The sequence below is a fragment of the Vreelandella lutescens genome (assembly GCF_014640815.1).
Lineage (GTDB): Bacteria > Pseudomonadota > Gammaproteobacteria > Pseudomonadales > Halomonadaceae > Vreelandella > Vreelandella lutescens.
In genome coordinates this window covers 216,178-232,528 of record NZ_BMHM01000006.1, presented here as the reverse complement: position 1 = coordinate 232,528, position 16,351 = coordinate 216,178, and the positions used below count along the sequence as shown (strand labels likewise).

The following is a 16,351-nucleotide window of genomic DNA, read 5'->3' as shown; positions in this document are numbered from 1 at the left end:
TTTAGGCTTCGTTTTCGACACTCATTGAATGCGGTAAACGACGATCTAGCAGGCTCACCCAGCGAACCAACACGGGGGCATCGCTGTGACTCACCTCGCTAAGCAGCCGACTGAATGTCTCCTTAGCGTGTTGGTCATTAGGCGAGATGCGCGTAAGCCAAAGCTCCAGAGCGGCTAATTCCTGATGGCGATTACCATGTTCACGCGACTGCAGGATCGCCATCTCAGCCAGCGCTTTCACCTCACCCGCAGGATGGCCTAACAAATCGCGCACTCTAGCAAGCTGGGTCGCAAGCTCCGGTAAAAATAGCGTCGTGCGCTCTCGGGCAATCACTAGGCACTGATCCAGATACTCCTCAGCGGCCTTCAACTCACCCAATTCAATGCAGGCATCTGAGTACCACAGAACAGGGCGCTGAAAGCGATCGCGGCCATTGAGCTCGGCCATCTGATCCAGACTATCTCTTAACTGAACCAACCCAGCAGGATCCCCCGCTATCGCTTTCTGCCAGCCCAGCACTCCTTGAGCAGAGATTTGCCAAAGCTGCAGATCAGGCGTGCCTGTCATAGCGGCCGCTCGCTCAGCGTGGCGTGCCGCCAGATGCACATGGCCCAACTGCCGGTAGAGCGCTGCGGCAAACATCAACGCCATGGCAAGCGTTCCCGGATGACCAATTTTCTCAGCAAGACGAATAGCAGATGAGACGTGCCGCTCAGCGCGCTGGTAATCGCCACGCAAACAGAGCGCCCACCCCTGAAAACAAGCCGCTGTTACCTGAGGATGATCCGAGAATGGCAGCCACTCGATCATCATTTGGGCATTTAACGGATCAATCTCATCTAAGTGGTCATGGGCTTGCTGGATCCGCCCGGCCCAGTATTCGCAGTGCGCCCTGGCATAGTCAGCTAAACGGCGGTAACGAGGGTCTTCTAAGCGCTCAGCGATATCAGCCAAAGTAGAGGCTAATGCAAACGCATCAGCATGGGCATAGCGCTGACTTCGACCTACCCAAAGGCCCCATTTGACGAGGAAAATTTGTTCTAAATCTTCCGGGTCTTCTGGCGTATCGCCACCGGATTGACGCAGCAGCTCTCGTGCACGCACAAAACTTTCGTGAGCAGTTGGCGAGCCGTGTCCTTCGAGCGCAAAGGCCGCCTGCCCGCGCACCGTTAGGAGGCTCACCTCACGCTCTACTTCATGCTCAACATGGCGCAAGCTTGCTAAACCAAAATCGGCCATGCGCAGCGCCGTCCGGTTGGCACTGACTTTTAGCGCCTCCCGTGCAGAAAGCTCAAAATAGCGGGCACCACGCGCATAATGGCCACTGCGGCGCAGATGGGTCGCAAAATCGCCGGGATGACGACTGATCCAAACGGGGAAACGCTCCTCAATTAGGGTCACTACCTGCTGATGCAGCTTGACGCGTACATCACGTGGGCACGAGAGATACGCTGCTTCTTGCAATAGTTGGTGGCTAAACTGATATTCATGCTCACCACTCTCTTTGTCGACCGGCTCAATAATTTCCAGCAGACGCATATGCTCCACGGCTTGAGAAAGGCGCACTTTTTCCCAACCGCTACATTCAGCCAAGAAATCGAGGCGAAAGCGCTTACCCAGTACGGCAGCAATATGCGCAATCTCGCGATCTCCCTCCAGTTGATCAATACGGCTGGCCAGCAGGCCAAGCAGCCCCTTGGGAAGCTCTTCAAACTGAACACTACGACCTTCCCGACGATCCATATCTAGTCGACGGCAGATCTCCTGCATATACAGCGGAACGCCGTCACAGCGTTCAATAATCTGATTGCGCAACCGAGGACTCAAATGCATTCGGTAACGACGCGACAGCTGAGAGAGCAGACGTGACGACTGCAACGCATCTAGCTTACTCAGGGTAATCTGCTGATCCCAATGTAACTTCACTGGCAGCGCTTCGCGCCCATGGTGGCTTGCAACGAGCATAAAAGCTGTGTTGATGGGTAATCGCGCCTGCAGGCCAGCCAGCACCTTAAAGGAGGGCTCATCCAACCACTGCAGATCGTCCACCATCAACACTAATGTTTGCGCGCCAGCCCTTTGATCAATCAGGCGATGTAACAACTTAACTACCAGCTCTACCGCTTCACCGTTTTGGGTTAGCTGAGTAATTTCTTGCACATCTCTCACCCCCAATGCCTCTTCCAGCAACTGCTGACGCGCTTCATCTAGGCCTACATCGCCTAACGATGCTTGCAGCTCATGCAGCGCTTCTTGAGTGGGGCTGGTGCCGAAGTGCCACGCCAACAAAGAGCGGGCAACTCCATAGGGTTCTAGCACTGATAAGCGTGTCGTTGGCTGCCAGCAAATAGCCGCATCTCGGCTCAGCTCAAGCTGACGAAAACCAACCATTAAGGCTGATTTCCCCATGCCTGAGGCACCGCGAACCATCACACTTTGCCGCAGACCAATGCCTGCCCGCGCCAGCGCATCACGTAGAGTGCGCAGAGAGGTTTCTCGGCCTACCAAACTTGGCGGCAACGCATCTCGCCCACCTTCATTCTGGCCCAACACCAGGGCGCGTAAACGCACTCGGCCATCGCTGGCCACTAGGCGGGATACCAGTCGCGGCTGCAGATCCAGCGCGGGCGGCATGTGCTGACTGGCCTCTTGAGAAATCACCAGCTCGCTGCCTTCAGCAGCGCTCATTAACTCAAGAGAGACCTGTGTGACTTGACCCAGCGGGTCAGCGAGCTGGCGTTCGGGTAGGTAAACCACACGCCCACTATTTAAGCCGGCCGCCAGCTCAAAAGAAGGGGCCTCCCCTTCTCCAGCCCAGTGACGCTGGGACTCTTGGGGCAAGGCTTGGCGGCAGTGCTCATACAGGGCCACCAGCTCTGCCAGCTGGTGTGCCGGGCCATGGGTGCCAAAGCAGGCAAGGCCAAGCCCCCCCGTGGCACCCGGCAGCCAAAACCCACCTAAATGGTGGCACTGCTGCTCCAGCCAACGCAAAAGCTCTAGCTGAAGGGCAAGGCAGTTGCGGGTAGCCGCACGATCTTGCCAGTCGCCTTTTAAACGCAGGCGTATAGCCATGACCGACAGCTGGCGTAGCTCAATCTCATCTTCACGCAAGGGCTTACTGTCGGTAGCCAACGCACGGGAAAACGCCCCTTGTGGTGACATAGCACGGGGATCATGATGGCCATCAGACCAGTAGCTCGCCAGTTGCAAAAAGCTGGGTTCTGGCTGCTGACCCGATAGTGCTAGCAGTTGCAGGTAGCTGTTGTACTGCTCATGAGCAGCGGCCATTTGACTCTTTTCAGCCAACTGACGAACCAACCGCTCGTGAAAAGGACCATAGCCTGAAAAGCGGCTAACCAAGCCCTCCAGCATGTCGTCAGGCGTATCGTCATGAGCCTCAAGCACTTGCTCTGCAAAACGTATCACGCGCTGACGCCACTCGTTGCGCACTTGCACCAACCAGCGCTGAAATTCGCTACAGTTCGCTAACTGTAACTCTTCGATTAAATCCCCCCGATAGCACGACATCACCGCTTCGAGGGTGTCTAAATCTTTTGGGCCTTCAAGAAGCTGTTGTAAATCATGTAGATCCACCTGCCAATGAGCCGGCAGGTGGAACGCAATGGTCTGCCGCGATACGTTGAGCACCTGATCAGCATTGTCGCCCATCGACTGGCGCAAGCAGTGCAACGCATGGCGTAAGTTGGTGCGACCAGAGGAGAGCCCTTGGTCGGGCCAAAGTAGCTCAGCCAGTGCTGCACGGTTGACCGGCTGGCGATGCAGCAAAAGATACACCAACAGGGCTTTAACTTTGTCGTAACTGAAGTGAGTTAGTACATCCTCCCCCTGAGTTAAGGAGAAGTGACCAAACAAGGTCAGTTGGTCTGTCTGTTGAGCATCGCGCATGATACACATCCTGCCTTGGCTAGCGGCGGCTTAGGCGGGCACGCCGCTATGGAAACGAAAAGCCGTATCGGGAGTTGTAATCAGCTCCGCTTCACGTGCGATAAAGAAGGCAATACGGTCATCAATCGACTCAGCGGTCTGTTGACGCGCCAACAGCAGATAATCCTCAAAATGACGCCCTTCTGACTTCACCAACGTGCGGTAAAATTTCGCAAGCTCTTCATCTAAATAAGGAATAAGGCGAGCAAAGCGTTCGCAGCTACGCGCTTCAATCAACCCGCCAATAATCAGCACATCAATGAGGCGTTCAGGATCATTACTACGCAGATGCTGGCGCAGCCCTTCGGCATAGCGGGAAGCCGTGAGATGGCGATAAGCGACGCCGCGCTTCTCCATGAGCCCCACCACTTGCTCAAAATGAAGCAGCTCCTCACGCGCCAGCTGCGACATTTTACTCAGCAAAAGTGGCTGATCCACATAGCGGTAGAGCAAACTCATGGCCGTGGACGCCGCTTTTTTTTCGCACTGCGCGTGGTCAACCAGCAGCGTTTCAGGATTGGCAAGTGCCCACTGCAGCCACGCATCGGGCGTGGGACAAGCAAGGAATTGATGCAGACTTTCTGGTAACAAATCATCCGCTTGAAGGGAGTGACCTGCTGTTTCAAGTGCTATTAATTGTATAGACATAATACCGCTACCAAGCGTTTATCTCACTATTGTACAACACATAAACGCCAATGGCGTTTGTTCCCTAGCGATCCGAAGGCCGCTTATTAAATAGCGCACCCTAATTCTCATATAGCATATCGCTAATATATAAGCTCGGTTTATTTGGTGCTCCACACACCCCCTAAACCTCTGCACTGCGTTACTTAATAACGAATTGATCGTATGACTATGGTAACGCGGCATAACAATAATCACACCCGCGCTTACCTCAAAATACCCCTACAGGTAAAAAACTTTCAGATTTTTGGCACATTAACTAAAAAAAGCTGCTTGAAAGGAGCTCGCTATCAGCGCCTCAGCATAAAGTACAAGCAAGCACTTAACTTGGCTTCTTAACATTGTCGACAGTTTCCCGTAGAATCCGACCCATCCACCAGACGCTGTTTGTCAAGCGTATGTCACGTGGCCGAACGCCTCACCTACACGGTATTGGGAGACGTTCATCACCACTGATACGTCATGATTCATTCGTCATAACTAAGAAGATGAGAGGGCCCCAACGTGCTTGAAGCTTACCGCCAACATGTCGAGGAACGCGCCACAGAGGGCGTCCCACCTAAGCCCCTGACCGCTGAGCAAGTCGCCGCCTTAATTGAGCTATTGAAAGCGCCGCCAGCGGGTGAAGAGGAATTCATCCTAGACCTGATCACCAACCGCGTTCCCCCCGGTGTTGATGAGGCCGCCTATGTAAAAGCTGGCTTTTTAACTGCACTTGCCAAAGGAGAGGCTAGCTCTCCTCTAATCGATAAAATTCATGCTGTAAAACTCTTAGGCACCATGCAGGGCGGTTACAACATCGTCTCTATGGTAGAGCTGCTGGATAATGAAGAGCTAGCACGCGAAGCAGGCGAGCAGTTGAAGCACACCCTGCTGATGTTTGATGCTTTCCACGATGTTGAAGAGCGCGCCAAGAAAGGCAACGCTGTCGCTAAAGACGTTATTCAATCCTGGGCGGATGCCGAGTGGTTCCTCTCCAAGCCTGCCTTGGAAGAAAAGATCACTCTGACCGTTTTCAAGGTGCCCGGCGAAACTAACACCGACGATCTCTCCCCTGCTCCGGATGCCTGGTCACGCCCTGACATTCCGCTGCATGCTAATGCGATGCTCAAGAACGAGCGCGAAGGGATTGAGCCGGAAGTACAAGGCACCACAGGTCCTCTCAAGCAAATCGAAGCAGTAAAAGCGAAAGGCTTCCCCGTTGCTTATGTAGGCGACGTAGTAGGCACCGGCTCTTCACGTAAATCAGCGACTAACTCTGTCCTGTGGTTCTTCGGTGACGATATTCCTTACGTTCCGAACAAGCGCGCGGGTGGTTTCTGCTTTGGTGGCAAAATCGCCCCGATCTTTTTCAACACCATGGAAGATTCGGGTGCGTTGCCGGTAGAAATGGATGTTTCCAAGCTGGATATGGGTGACGTGATCGACGTTTACCCCTATGAAGGCAAAGTGTGTAAGCACGGTACCGATGAAGTACTGACCACTTTCGAGCTGAAAACCCAGCTGATTCTTGACGAAGTACGCGCCGGTGGCCGTATTCCGCTGATCATTGGTCGTGGCCTGACCGGTAAAGCCCGTGAGTCACTTGGCTTAGCGCCTTCTGACGTGTTCCGCCTGCCTGATCAACCCGTTGATACCGGCAAAGGCTTCACGCTGGCACAGAAAATGGTAGGTAAAGCGTGTGGTTTGGACGGTGTTCGTCCAGGCATGTACTGCGAGCCGAAAATGACCACCGTCGGCTCGCAAGACACCACAGGCCCCATGACCCGTGACGAGCTGAAAGACCTTGCCTGCTTGGGATTCCAAGCCGATCTGGTGATGCAGTCTTTCTGCCATACGGCGGCTTACCCGAAGCCGGTGGACGTGGACACTCACCACACTCTGCCTGACTTCATTATGAACCGTGGCGGTGTATCGCTGCGTCCTGGTGACGGTATTATTCACAGCTGGCTGAACCGTATGCTGCTGCCGGATACCGTTGGCACGGGCGGTGACTCCCACACCCGCTTCCCGCTGGGCATCTCCTTCCCTGCTGGTTCTGGCTTGGTGGCGTTCGCTGCCGCAACGGGCGTTATGCCGCTGGACATGCCGGAATCCGTACTGGTGCGCTTTAAGGGCAAGCGCCAGCCGGGCGTTACCCTGCGCGACTTGGTTCACGCCATTCCGCTGTACGCGATCAAACAAGGTCTGCTGACGGTTGAGAAATCAGGCAAGAAAAACGCCTTCTCTGGCCGTGTACTAGAAATTGAAGGCCTGGAAGACCTGACTGTTGAACAGGCATTTGAACTCTCCGATGCTTCCGCCGAGCGTAGCGCGGCTGGCTGTACGATTACGCTGTCTGAAGAGAGTGTCACCGAGTACCTGAAATCCAACATCACACTGCTGAAGTGGATGATTGCCAACGGTTACGGCGATGAGCGCACCATTAGCCGTCGTATCGAAGGCATGGAAGCATGGCTGGCTGATCCGAGCCTAATGCGTGCAGACAAAGACGCTGAGTATGCCGAAGTCATTGAGATCGACCTCTCTGACATCAAAGAGCCGGTACTCTGCGCCCCGAACGACCCGGATGACGCTCGCTTACTGTCCGACGTTGCCGGTGAGAAAATCGACGAAGTGTTTATCGGTTCGTGCATGACCAACATTGGTCACTTCCGCGCGGCAGGTAAATTGCTTGAAAAACAGCCTGCGGGCAGCCTGAAAACCCGTCTGTGGCTCGCACCACCGACTAAAATGGACCAGCACCAGCTGACCGAAGAGGGTTACTACGGCATCTATGGCCGTGCAGGTGCCCGCATGGAAATGCCGGGATGCTCTCTGTGTATGGGTAACCAGGCACGCGTTGCCGCTAAGAGCACCGTTGTGTCTACGTCTACACGTAACTTCCCGAACCGCCTAGGCGATGGTGCCAATGTTTACCTCGCCTCAGCAGAGCTGGCAGCGGTTGCTGCTGTAGAAGGCCGCCTGCCTACCGTTGATGAATATCAGCGCTACATGGGTGAGTTTGACGCCATGGCAGGTGAGATCTATCGTTACATGAACTTCCACGAGATCGAGGAGTATCAAAAAATCGCCTCGAACGTGATTCCGGTCGCCCAAGAGGTCTAACCACCTGTGGCACCGACACATCGCCGATGCTCGCAACATCGCAGCCAGGGAACCCCCTCGCTGAGCCGATGACAGAACGCCCCTTCCTCATGAGGTAGGGGCGTTTTTTATGATGCTTTGAACCCAGGAGCTGATAATGACGACAACAACTCAAGTGGTCACCCCCGATCTCTGCGACGCCTACCCTGGGGTAGATGTATTGGAGCCGCTCTTCGCCAATTTCGGTGGAGTCGACAGCTTTTACGGCCCCATTCGTACGGTTAAGTGCTTTGAAGATAACTCAATGGTGAAGCAAGCCGTGGCTGAGCCCGGCGAAGGTGCAGTGCTTGTCGTGGATGCTGGCGGCTCTCATCGCTGTGCGATGTTAGGCGATATGTTGGCAGAGCAAGCGGCACAAAATGGCTGGGCAGGCGTTGTGATGTACGGCTGTGTAAGAGACGTCGACATTTTGGCAACGCTACCATTGGGTGTGCAGGCACTGGGCAGCCACCCCAGAAAAAGCGAAAAACATGGAGAAGGTCAGCGCGATATTGCCGTTACCTTTGCCGGCGTGACCCTACGCGTAGGCCAATGGCTTTATGCTGATAACAACGGCATTATTGTTGCCGAGCAGCCACTCAAGCTCTCTTAATCTGACTTGCCAGGGGTGGCAGATAGTGCCACCCTAAGGCTTCACTTTGACACGCTTGTGACCATGCAGCCGCTCACTCAATTAGGCGACGCCCTTCTTCGCACGCTTCGCGACCACCTCCGCCCACTCATTGCTTATCACCTGCTGTTTACCTTACTGGCCTCTGCGCTATTGGTGCCAGCCGTTGCCTGGCTGTCGCAACGATTTCTGGCTCAGCTAAACCGTACTGTCGTGACAACGGATGCACTGGTCGCGCTTCTCTTTAGCCCATTAGGGCTATTGGTAATGCTGATGGGCCTGGGGGTGACGTTTCTACTCATCTACTGGCAACAGGCTGGCATGCTGCAAGTGGCTGTTCGCCCTAAAGACAACCACTACCGGCTGGCACTAGAGGCACTCTGGTTAAGCACCCGACGGCTCCCTTCCCTCGCGATACTGGTGATACTTCAAGTGGGGGCTCACTTATTGCTGCTTGCCCCCTTCATGGCAGCCCTCGCTTGGCTATACGATATATGGCTTAGTGGTATCGACCCCTACTATTTACAGCGCATCCGCCCGCCTGTCCTGTGGTATTTTTTGGCCTGCGCGATACCACTGGTCGTTGTATGGATGACCTTAGCGGCGTGGCTCTATCTACGCTGGCTGTTGGCTCTTCCGCTTGTGGCCTTAGAGTTCTGCTCACCGTATCGAGCACTGAAACAAAGCGTTCATTTAACGCGCGGCTGGCATCGCTCTATCGGCGCAGCCGTACTAACGCTACTGCTGGTCATTATCAGCTTACCGATTATCACCACCTGGCTATTTGATACGCTAGTCACCCCCTTATTGTGGTGGCTACCCGAGCACAATGCCGTACTGATTCCAGCAATGCTGGCCTACTTGACCGGCTATGTTCTGGTAACACTCACCATCACTTTCTTGGGTATCGCGACTAACGCCCTGTTGTCCGCATGCCTCTATCTACAGCTTGCTCATCATGAGCCACGCCCAGAGCCTCGTTCACAAGATGCCCACCCAGGACGTATGGCTTGGGCGATTGAGCTGAGCGTACTGCTATTGGCTGGGCTACAGGCCTGGTGGATTCTTAACAGTTTTGAGATACGCGATAACGTCGCCATCATTGCTCATCGCGGAAGCTCCATGGTAGCCCCTGAAAACACCCTTGCCGCCGTCTCCCAAGCGTTAGAAGACGGCGCCGATGCGGTAGAGCTAGATGTGCGGCTTAGTGCAGATAATCACGTCATGCTCTATCACGACCGCACCCTGGCACGTCTCACTGGCGATCCCCGCGAGTTTGGCGACCTTACCCGTGAAGAACTCAGTACATTTGATGTGGGCAGCTGGTTTGGCGACGCCTTTCAGCAGGAGCGCATAGCAGGGTTGGATGAAGCATTGTCCACTGTACGTGGACGCGCATCGCTGATGATTGATATGAAAGCACTGCCTGGACAAGAGCAAGCGTTGGCACAAGCGGTCATTGATGAACTTGAGATTGAAAACGACATTCGCTATCGCTGCTGGGCCACTCAGCAAGAGGCATTAACAGCTGTCACGGCCTGTGGCTTCCCTCATACGTTGATGGAAATGCGTATAGCCACCATGTCACCACAACTGGTTCAATACATTAAACAGCAAGCACCTGAGCTGCGCGTCACACTATTGGCCCAGCTCATACTGCCAGGCACGCTTGACAGACGTCAGTTCGATGCTTTGGGCCTTCGTCATAATAGAATAAGTTCGCAAGAGGTGACGTTGGCAGCGCTTTTTGGTTATGAGATTCATGCTTGGACAGTCAATGACCGAGCGCGCATGTCTGCGCTGATTGATCTTGGTGTGGATGCCATCATCACCGACTATCCTGATCGCTTGTACGAACTGATAGAAGACCGCCGTGCGCTAAGCGACGGCGGTCTGATGCTGGTAAAGCTTCGTAACTGGTTACGTCAGTAGTCTAAACAACGTTATTCCCCCATCACAACACCTTCTCTGCGGGGGTCGGCACCACCAAACAGTGTGCCGTCCTCTCGCTTACGAATCGCTTGAAGACCGCTGGTGAGCTCACGTTCGCTGACAGTGTGGCCACGCGCACGAAGTGATTCGATGGTCGATTCGGGAAAACGCCCCTCTTCCAGATAAACATCGCCGCCTAACGTAATCGCATGAGGCAGGTTCAGCGCCTCCTGTGCGTTCAACCCCCAGTCTCGCATGGCTGCCAGTGTACGGGCGGTGTAGTGAATGATCGCGGCACCCCCTGGCGAGCCAAGGCTAGCCACCAAGGCACCTGTTTCCTGATCAAATACCAGCGTAGGGCTCATACTGGAGCGTGGCCGTTTACCAGGCTCCACGCGATTCGCCACCGGCTGACCATCAATTTCAGGGGCAAAGGAAAAATCCGTCAGCTCATTATTCAACAAATAGCCACCGGGAAGACCAGTCCCGCCATCTGCCAAAATTCGCGACCCAAAGGCTTGCTCAATGGTAGTGGTCATCGCAAGCGCATTACCATCCGCATCCACAATGCTGATATGGCTGGTACCGTATTCAGGCTGCTCGGGTTGGCTAGCGAAACTGACCGCTAACTCACCTGGGTTACCCGGCTCAGCATTTTCGCCCATGCTCTCTTCCCCCATCAGCTCACTGCGCTGACCCAAGTAGGCAGGTGAAAGCATCAGCGACCAATCCCCTCCCGGGGCCTCTACAAAATCTGGATCCGCGATATACCGGCCACGATCAGCAAAGGCTAGCCGCGAGGCTTCTAAAAACTGATGCAGCCAGCCACTGCTCGACACACCATTTTCCAATGGCGCTTCAAGCAAGGGCCGTTGATCAAGCATACCAAGAATTTGCATGACAGTTAGGTGGCCAGAGGACGGCGGTGGAAAGCCACACACTTCCCATTGCTGCCATGGCGTGCACAAAGGCTCACGCTCCACGGACTGATAGCCAGTGATATCATCCAGCGTCATGTCGCCAGGACGTTCAGGATGTGATTGGACACGCTCGACGAGATCTTGCGCAATGTTGCCTTCATAAAAGGCAGCACTGCCTTCATCTGCGATACGACGTAAAATCGCGGCTAACGCGGGATTTTTGAGTGTCTCACCCACGTCTATCGGCTCGCCATCGGCGGAGTAGTAAAAATCACGGGCCAGATCGTTTGCTCGCAGCGCATCGTCGTTTGCAAGGCTAGTATGCAAGCGTTGACTCACTGCAAATCCCTCTTCAGCCAGTGTAATAGCAGGTGCAAACAGTGCTTTCCAGTCCAACTGGCCATGTTCGGCATGGGCTTGCTCTAGCATTCGCACCGTGCCGGGCACACCCACCGACAAGCCACTGGCGACCGCCTCCATAAAAGGCAGCGGCTCGCCGTCTTCCATAAATAGCTCACCCATGACGGCCGCGGGTGCGGTTTCACGACCATCATAAGCCTGCACATTCGCACCATCAAAGTGCATCAAAAATGCGCCTCCACCAATACCGCTGGATTGAGGCTCTACCAGAGTTAAGACCATTTGTACGGCCACCGCCGCATCAATGGCATTCCCCCCGGCTTTAAGCACTTGGTAACCCGCATCTGTCGCCAGTGGATTGGCCGCAGCCACGGCAAAAGAGTCTACCGCCCATCCGGGCTTCTCCTCAAACCCTGATCCTACTTCCGGTGTGATCGAGGGCGTTTCATAACTAAACCCCCAACTCACCATTGGCACCAGCAGTAACCCCGTGAGTGAGAGTGCCCTTTTTGGCAGCATAACTTTTCTCCTTAAGCCATAGCGCTGGCATGAACGCTCAAGGCGAACTCGCCCCGTCGATGTTCAAACAACAGCTTAGCCTATAAAACGACTGCGCCCGGCACAATGGCCGGGCGCAAAATAGCGAACACGCTGTTTATATTTACCGTGGCTTAAGCGATAGTTTCACCCGCCAGCATAAACCACGTTTCCAGAACGGCATCAGGGTTGAGTGATACAGAATCAATGCCTTGTTCCATTAGCCACTTGGCTAGATCTGGATGGTCTGAAGGCCCTTGACCGCAAATACCCACATACTTACCTTTCGCTTTGCACGCCTTAATGGCCATCGCCAGCAGCTTTTTGACGGCGGGGTTACGCTCATCAAATAAGTGCGCAACGATTCCGGAGTCCCGATCCAAACCTAGGGTTAGCTGCGTTAGATCGTTAGAACCAATCGAGAAACCATCAAAATACTCAAGGAACTCATCGGCCAATAGCGCATTGGCAGGCAGCTCGCACATCATGATCACTTTCAAACCATCAGGATTTTCATCCCCGCCGCGCTTCAAACCATTGACGTCGAGCAAATTCACCACTTCGCGTGCTTCGTCGGTGGTGCGTACAAAAGGCACCATAATCTCCACGTTCGTAAAGCCCATCTCATCACGAACGCGCTTCAGCGCACGGCACTCCAGCTCAAAACAGGGGCGGAAAGCTTCGGAAATGTAGCGAGACGCACCACGGAAACCCAGCATCGGGTTCTCTTCACCCGGCTCATAAAGCTTGCCACCAATCAGGTTTTCGTACTCGTTCGATTTGAAATCCGATAGACGAACAATCACGCGCTGGGGATAGAAGGCTGCCGCCAGCGTAGAGATACCCTCTACCAACTTATCCACGTAGAAACTGACCGGGTCGGCATAGCCTGCGGTGCGCAAATCAATGACCTGCTGAAGCTCAGCGGGCAGCGTATCGTACTCAAGCAGCGCTTTCGGGTGCACGCCGATCATGCGATTGATAATGAACTCAAGACGCGCCAAGCCCACGCCTGCATGCGGAAGGCTTGCAAAACCAAACGCACGGTCAGGGTTACCCACGTTCATCATGATTTTGAAAGGGATTTCTGGCATGGAATCCACGCTAGAAACATTGCAATCAAATGCCAGCAAGCCTTCGTAAACGTGTCCGGTATCACCTTCCGCACAGGAAACCGTGACATCAATTCCTTCTTGCAACTGAGTCGTCGCATCACCACAGCCCACTACTGCAGGAATACCCAGTTCGCGGGCAATAATTGCTGCGTGGCAGGTACGTCCGCCACGGTTAGTCACAATAGCGGAGGCGCGTTTCATGATGGGCTCCCAATCAGGATCCGTCATGTCAGTGACCAAGATATCGCCTTCTTGAATCTTATCCATTTCGTCAGGGCTGAGAACGATTTTCACGGCCCCTCGGCCGATACGCTGACCAATGGCACGGCCCGTAATCAGGGTGCGGCCCTTCTCACGCAGTTGGAAGCGCTCAAGCTTACCGCCCTCCTGCTGAGATACCACGGTTTCAGGCCGCGCTTGAACGATGTACAGCTTGCCATCATCACCATCCAAGGCCCACTCGATATCCATAGGGCGCTGGTAGTGCTGCTCAATGGTAACGGCTTGACGAGCAAGCTCCATCACCTGCTCATCGTTAATGCAGAATCGGCCGCGATCTTTGAAGGGCACATCAACGGTTTCAACCGATTTACCGGCGCTGGCATCTTGGCCATACACCATTTTGATCAGCTTAGAACCCAGCGTGCGGCGCAGTACAGCCGGGCGGCCTGCCGCCAGCGTAGGTTTGTGCACATAGAACTCGTCAGGGTTCACCGCACCTTGAACGACGGTTTCACCAAGCCCCCAAGATGCGGTCACAAATACCGCATCTCGGTAGCCAGACTCTGTATCGAGGGTAAACATCACGCCGGATGCGCCGGTTTCAGAACGCACCATCTTCTGAACACCTGCTGACAGCGCTACGTTTTCATGGGCGTAGCCACGGTGTACGCGGTAAGAAATGGCGCGGTCATTAAACAAAGAGGCGAATACTTCATGCACCGCATGCTTAATATTGGCGAAACCTTCAATGTTCAAGAACGTTTCTTGCTGCCCGGCGAAAGAGGCATCGGGAAGATCTTCCGCCGTCGCCGAGCTGCGCACGGCCACTTTAAGGCTTGGGTGCTGGGTCTGAAGCTGCTCGTAGGCATCGCCCAGCGCGGCTTCAAAAGCAGGCGGCAGCGGCGTGTCGATGATCCACTGACGAATCATTTTGCCTGCATCGGCCAACGCCTTCACGTCATCCACGTCTAGCCGGGCTAACGTGTCGTTAATGCGGTCGTTAAGGCCTTCGTGGGAGAGAAACTCGCGGTACGCGTGGGCGGTGGTTGCGAAGCCACCAGGCACCGTGACGCCAACGCCAGATAAATTGGAAATCATTTCGCCAAGCGAGGCGTTTTTACCACCCACGCGTTCGACGTCTGCCATACCTAGCTGATCGAACCACAGAATGTACTCTTCCACGCAACCCCCTCGCTTTCAGACTTTGTTGCAACCCATTAGGGCGACACTGTTAGACGCTGTCACCCTAGCACTGCGCATCTCTATTCGCCATTGGTCTAACAGCGAAGGGAGTGGAGGATTTTTACAACAACGCCCCGATATGAGCGATTTATGTAGTGATGGCTGAGCGTTGTGCTCATCGTTAGCACAGCACACAATAGCGGTTTCAGGCACATGTCTACACACAGCAGACGGGCGGAGCAGAATATGAAACGAACGGCATTTTTTATTTCGGATGGCACCGGTATTACCGCCGAAAGCCTGGGGCGCAGCCTATTAGCTCAGTTCAGCGACGTTGAGATCAACATGCTGACCAAACCGTACATCGATACAGTGGAAAAGGCGCAAGCGCTAGCTGAAATTATTGAATCGACGGCCGCCCGCGACGGCTACCGTCCGATCATTATCGATACCATTGTGGATCAGCAGATCCGTAACGTTATCCGTCAGGCATCGGGCTTTAAAGTCGACATTTTCTCAACGTTTTTGGAGCCTCTTGAACAGGAGCTGGAAACGCATTCGTCCTATAGTGTCGGCCGCACCCACTCAATTGGTAGCGACGACGTCTACATGGACCGTATCCACTCAGTTCACTTTGCACTTGATAATGATGATGGAGCGCGCACCCACCAGTACGATAAAGCCGATATTATCTTGGTGGGCGTTTCACGCTGTGGTAAGACCCCTACATCACTCTATCTGGCGCTTCAGTTTGGCATCCGCGCGGCCAATTATCCGCTTACCGAAGATGACCTAGATGAAGATGGCCATCTAAAGCTACCCAAAGCGCTCGCTCCCCATCGACATAAGCTCTTTGGCCTTACGATTGACGCGCGCAGACTATCGGCGATTCGCAATGAGCGCCGCCCAAATAGTCGCTACAGTTCGATGGATCAATGCTTACAAGAAGTAGAACAGGCGGAAGCACTGTATCGACAAATGCATATTCCGTTTATTGATACGACACGCTTTTCCGTGGAAGAAATATCAACCCGTATGATTGCGGAAACAGGCTTAGCGAGACGCTTCTCACCTCGCTAAGCCATTCTTTCGCTTACATGCCCTTGGGAGCAAAAATCCCAGGGGCGTTACGCCAATAGCCTTTGTAATCCATACCAAACCCAAATACGTAGCGGTCGGCCACTTCCAAGCTGCAGTAATCTGCTTTTAACCCAGGTACAGCTTTGCGGTCGTGCTGTTTGTCGACCAACACTGCAGTGGTCACGCTGGCTGCTTGGGCCTCTTTGCAGTATTCCAAAATAGCCGCCAGGGTGGCACCTTCATCTAAGATATCGTCCACAATCACGACGTGCCGGCCAGCCATGGGCACTTCGGGAGAAACACGCCAGAAAAGCTCGCCGCCACGCAGTTCGTTACGGTAGCGGGTAGCGTGCAGGTAATCCACTTCCAGCGGGAAGCCAAGACGCGTTAGCAGGTGCCCAGTGGTTATAAGCCCACCGTTCATGACGCAGTAAAACACTGGCAGCTTGTCGCCCAAGTCTCGCGTGATCTCTTCCGCCATGCGATCCAACGCCCGCTCCACCTGCTCTTGCGAGATCAGGCAGTCGGCGTTATCCATTAACTCACGCATGGAATCCAGCGATTCAAGCGTTTCTTTATCCAACTTGGACATGCAACTTCTCCACAAAAAGAT

Annotated in this window: 9 protein-coding genes; 4 read left to right on the top strand and 5 right to left on the bottom strand. The window is 54.2% G+C overall.

Annotated features, from left to right (window positions below; translation table 11 throughout):
* Window position 1: 1 nt before the first annotated feature.
* Window positions 2-3,907, bottom strand: coding sequence for an ATP-binding protein (locus IEW65_RS15640; protein WP_188640374.1), 3,906 nt, complete (start codon window positions 3,905-3,907; stop codon window positions 2-4).
* 30 nt (window positions 3,908-3,937) lie between these two features.
* On the bottom strand, window positions 3,938-4,594 hold the full coding sequence (locus tag IEW65_RS15635) for a MiaE family protein (RefSeq protein ID WP_188640373.1): 657 nt from the start codon (window positions 4,592-4,594) through the stop codon (window positions 3,938-3,940).
* A 543-nt stretch (window positions 4,595-5,137) separates the two neighbouring features.
* On the opposite strand from IEW65_RS15635, the gene acnB reads away from it, so the two are divergent.
* The 3 genes from acnB to IEW65_RS15620 all read left to right on the top strand — a co-directional run bounded on the left by acnB (window position 5,138) and on the right by IEW65_RS15620 (window position 10,322).
* Window positions 5,138-7,741, top strand: coding sequence for a bifunctional aconitate hydratase 2/2-methylisocitrate dehydratase (gene acnB, locus IEW65_RS15630; RefSeq protein WP_188640372.1), 2,604 nt, complete (start codon window positions 5,138-5,140; stop codon window positions 7,739-7,741).
* A 136-nt stretch (window positions 7,742-7,877) separates the two neighbouring features.
* Window positions 7,878-8,372, top strand: coding sequence for a ribonuclease E activity regulator RraA (rraA, locus tag IEW65_RS15625; RefSeq protein ID WP_188640371.1), 495 nt, complete (start codon window positions 7,878-7,880; stop codon window positions 8,370-8,372).
* A 63-nt stretch (window positions 8,373-8,435) separates the two neighbouring features.
* Window positions 8,436-10,322 carry a glycerophosphodiester phosphodiesterase family protein gene (locus IEW65_RS15620; protein WP_229755592.1) on the top strand — a complete coding sequence of 629 codons (1,887 nt, stop codon included), beginning with the start codon at window positions 8,436-8,438 and terminating at the stop codon, window positions 10,320-10,322.
* An 11-nt stretch (window positions 10,323-10,333) separates the two neighbouring features.
* On the opposite strand, the gene ggt is transcribed toward IEW65_RS15620, so the two are convergent.
* Together ggt and ppsA are read right to left on the bottom strand one after the other, a co-directional pair.
* The gene (gene ggt, locus IEW65_RS15615) at window positions 10,334-12,121 is read right to left on the bottom strand and encodes a gamma-glutamyltransferase (protein ID WP_188640369.1); all 1,788 of its coding nucleotides are present in this window, start codon (window positions 12,119-12,121) and stop codon (window positions 10,334-10,336) included.
* 152 nt (window positions 12,122-12,273) lie between these two features.
* Complete coding sequence (ppsA, locus tag IEW65_RS15610; RefSeq protein ID WP_188640368.1) at window positions 12,274-14,658, bottom strand: phosphoenolpyruvate synthase; 2,385 nt, start codon at window positions 14,656-14,658, stop codon at window positions 12,274-12,276.
* 246 nt (window positions 14,659-14,904) lie between these two features.
* Here ppsA and ppsR point away from each other — a divergent pair, with 246 nt between their 5' ends.
* Complete coding sequence (ppsR, locus tag IEW65_RS15605) at window positions 14,905-15,738, top strand: posphoenolpyruvate synthetase regulatory kinase/phosphorylase PpsR (protein ID WP_188640367.1); 834 nt, start codon at window positions 14,905-14,907, stop codon at window positions 15,736-15,738.
* A gap of 13 nt (window positions 15,739-15,751) precedes the next feature.
* Here the strand turns inward: ppsR and IEW65_RS15600 are convergent, their stop codons facing one another.
* On the bottom strand, window positions 15,752-16,330 hold the full coding sequence (locus tag IEW65_RS15600; RefSeq protein ID WP_188640366.1) for a hypoxanthine-guanine phosphoribosyltransferase: 579 nt from the start codon (window positions 16,328-16,330) through the stop codon (window positions 15,752-15,754).
* Between the last annotated feature and the right edge of the window lie 21 nt (window positions 16,331-16,351).

Coding starts and splice junctions, on each gene's coding strand:
- IEW65_RS15635 (WP_188640373.1), bottom strand. CDS start 4,594: ATGTCTATACAATTAATAGCACTTGAAACAGCAGGTCACTCCCTTCAA.
- IEW65_RS15620 (WP_229755592.1), top strand. CDS start 8,436: ATGCAGCCGCTCACTCAATTAGGCGACGCCCTTCTTCGCACGCTTCGC.
- rraA (WP_188640371.1), top strand. CDS start 7,878: ATGACGACAACAACTCAAGTGGTCACCCCCGATCTCTGCGACGCCTAC.
- ppsR (WP_188640367.1), top strand. CDS start 14,905: ATGAAACGAACGGCATTTTTTATTTCGGATGGCACCGGTATTACCGCC.
- IEW65_RS15600 (WP_188640366.1), bottom strand. CDS start 16,330: ATGTCCAAGTTGGATAAAGAAACGCTTGAATCGCTGGATTCCATGCGT.
- IEW65_RS15640 (WP_188640374.1), bottom strand. CDS start 3,907: ATGCGCGATGCTCAACAGACAGACCAACTGACCTTGTTTGGTCACTTC.
- ggt (WP_188640369.1), bottom strand. CDS start 12,121: ATGCTGCCAAAAAGGGCACTCTCACTCACGGGGTTACTGCTGGTGCCA.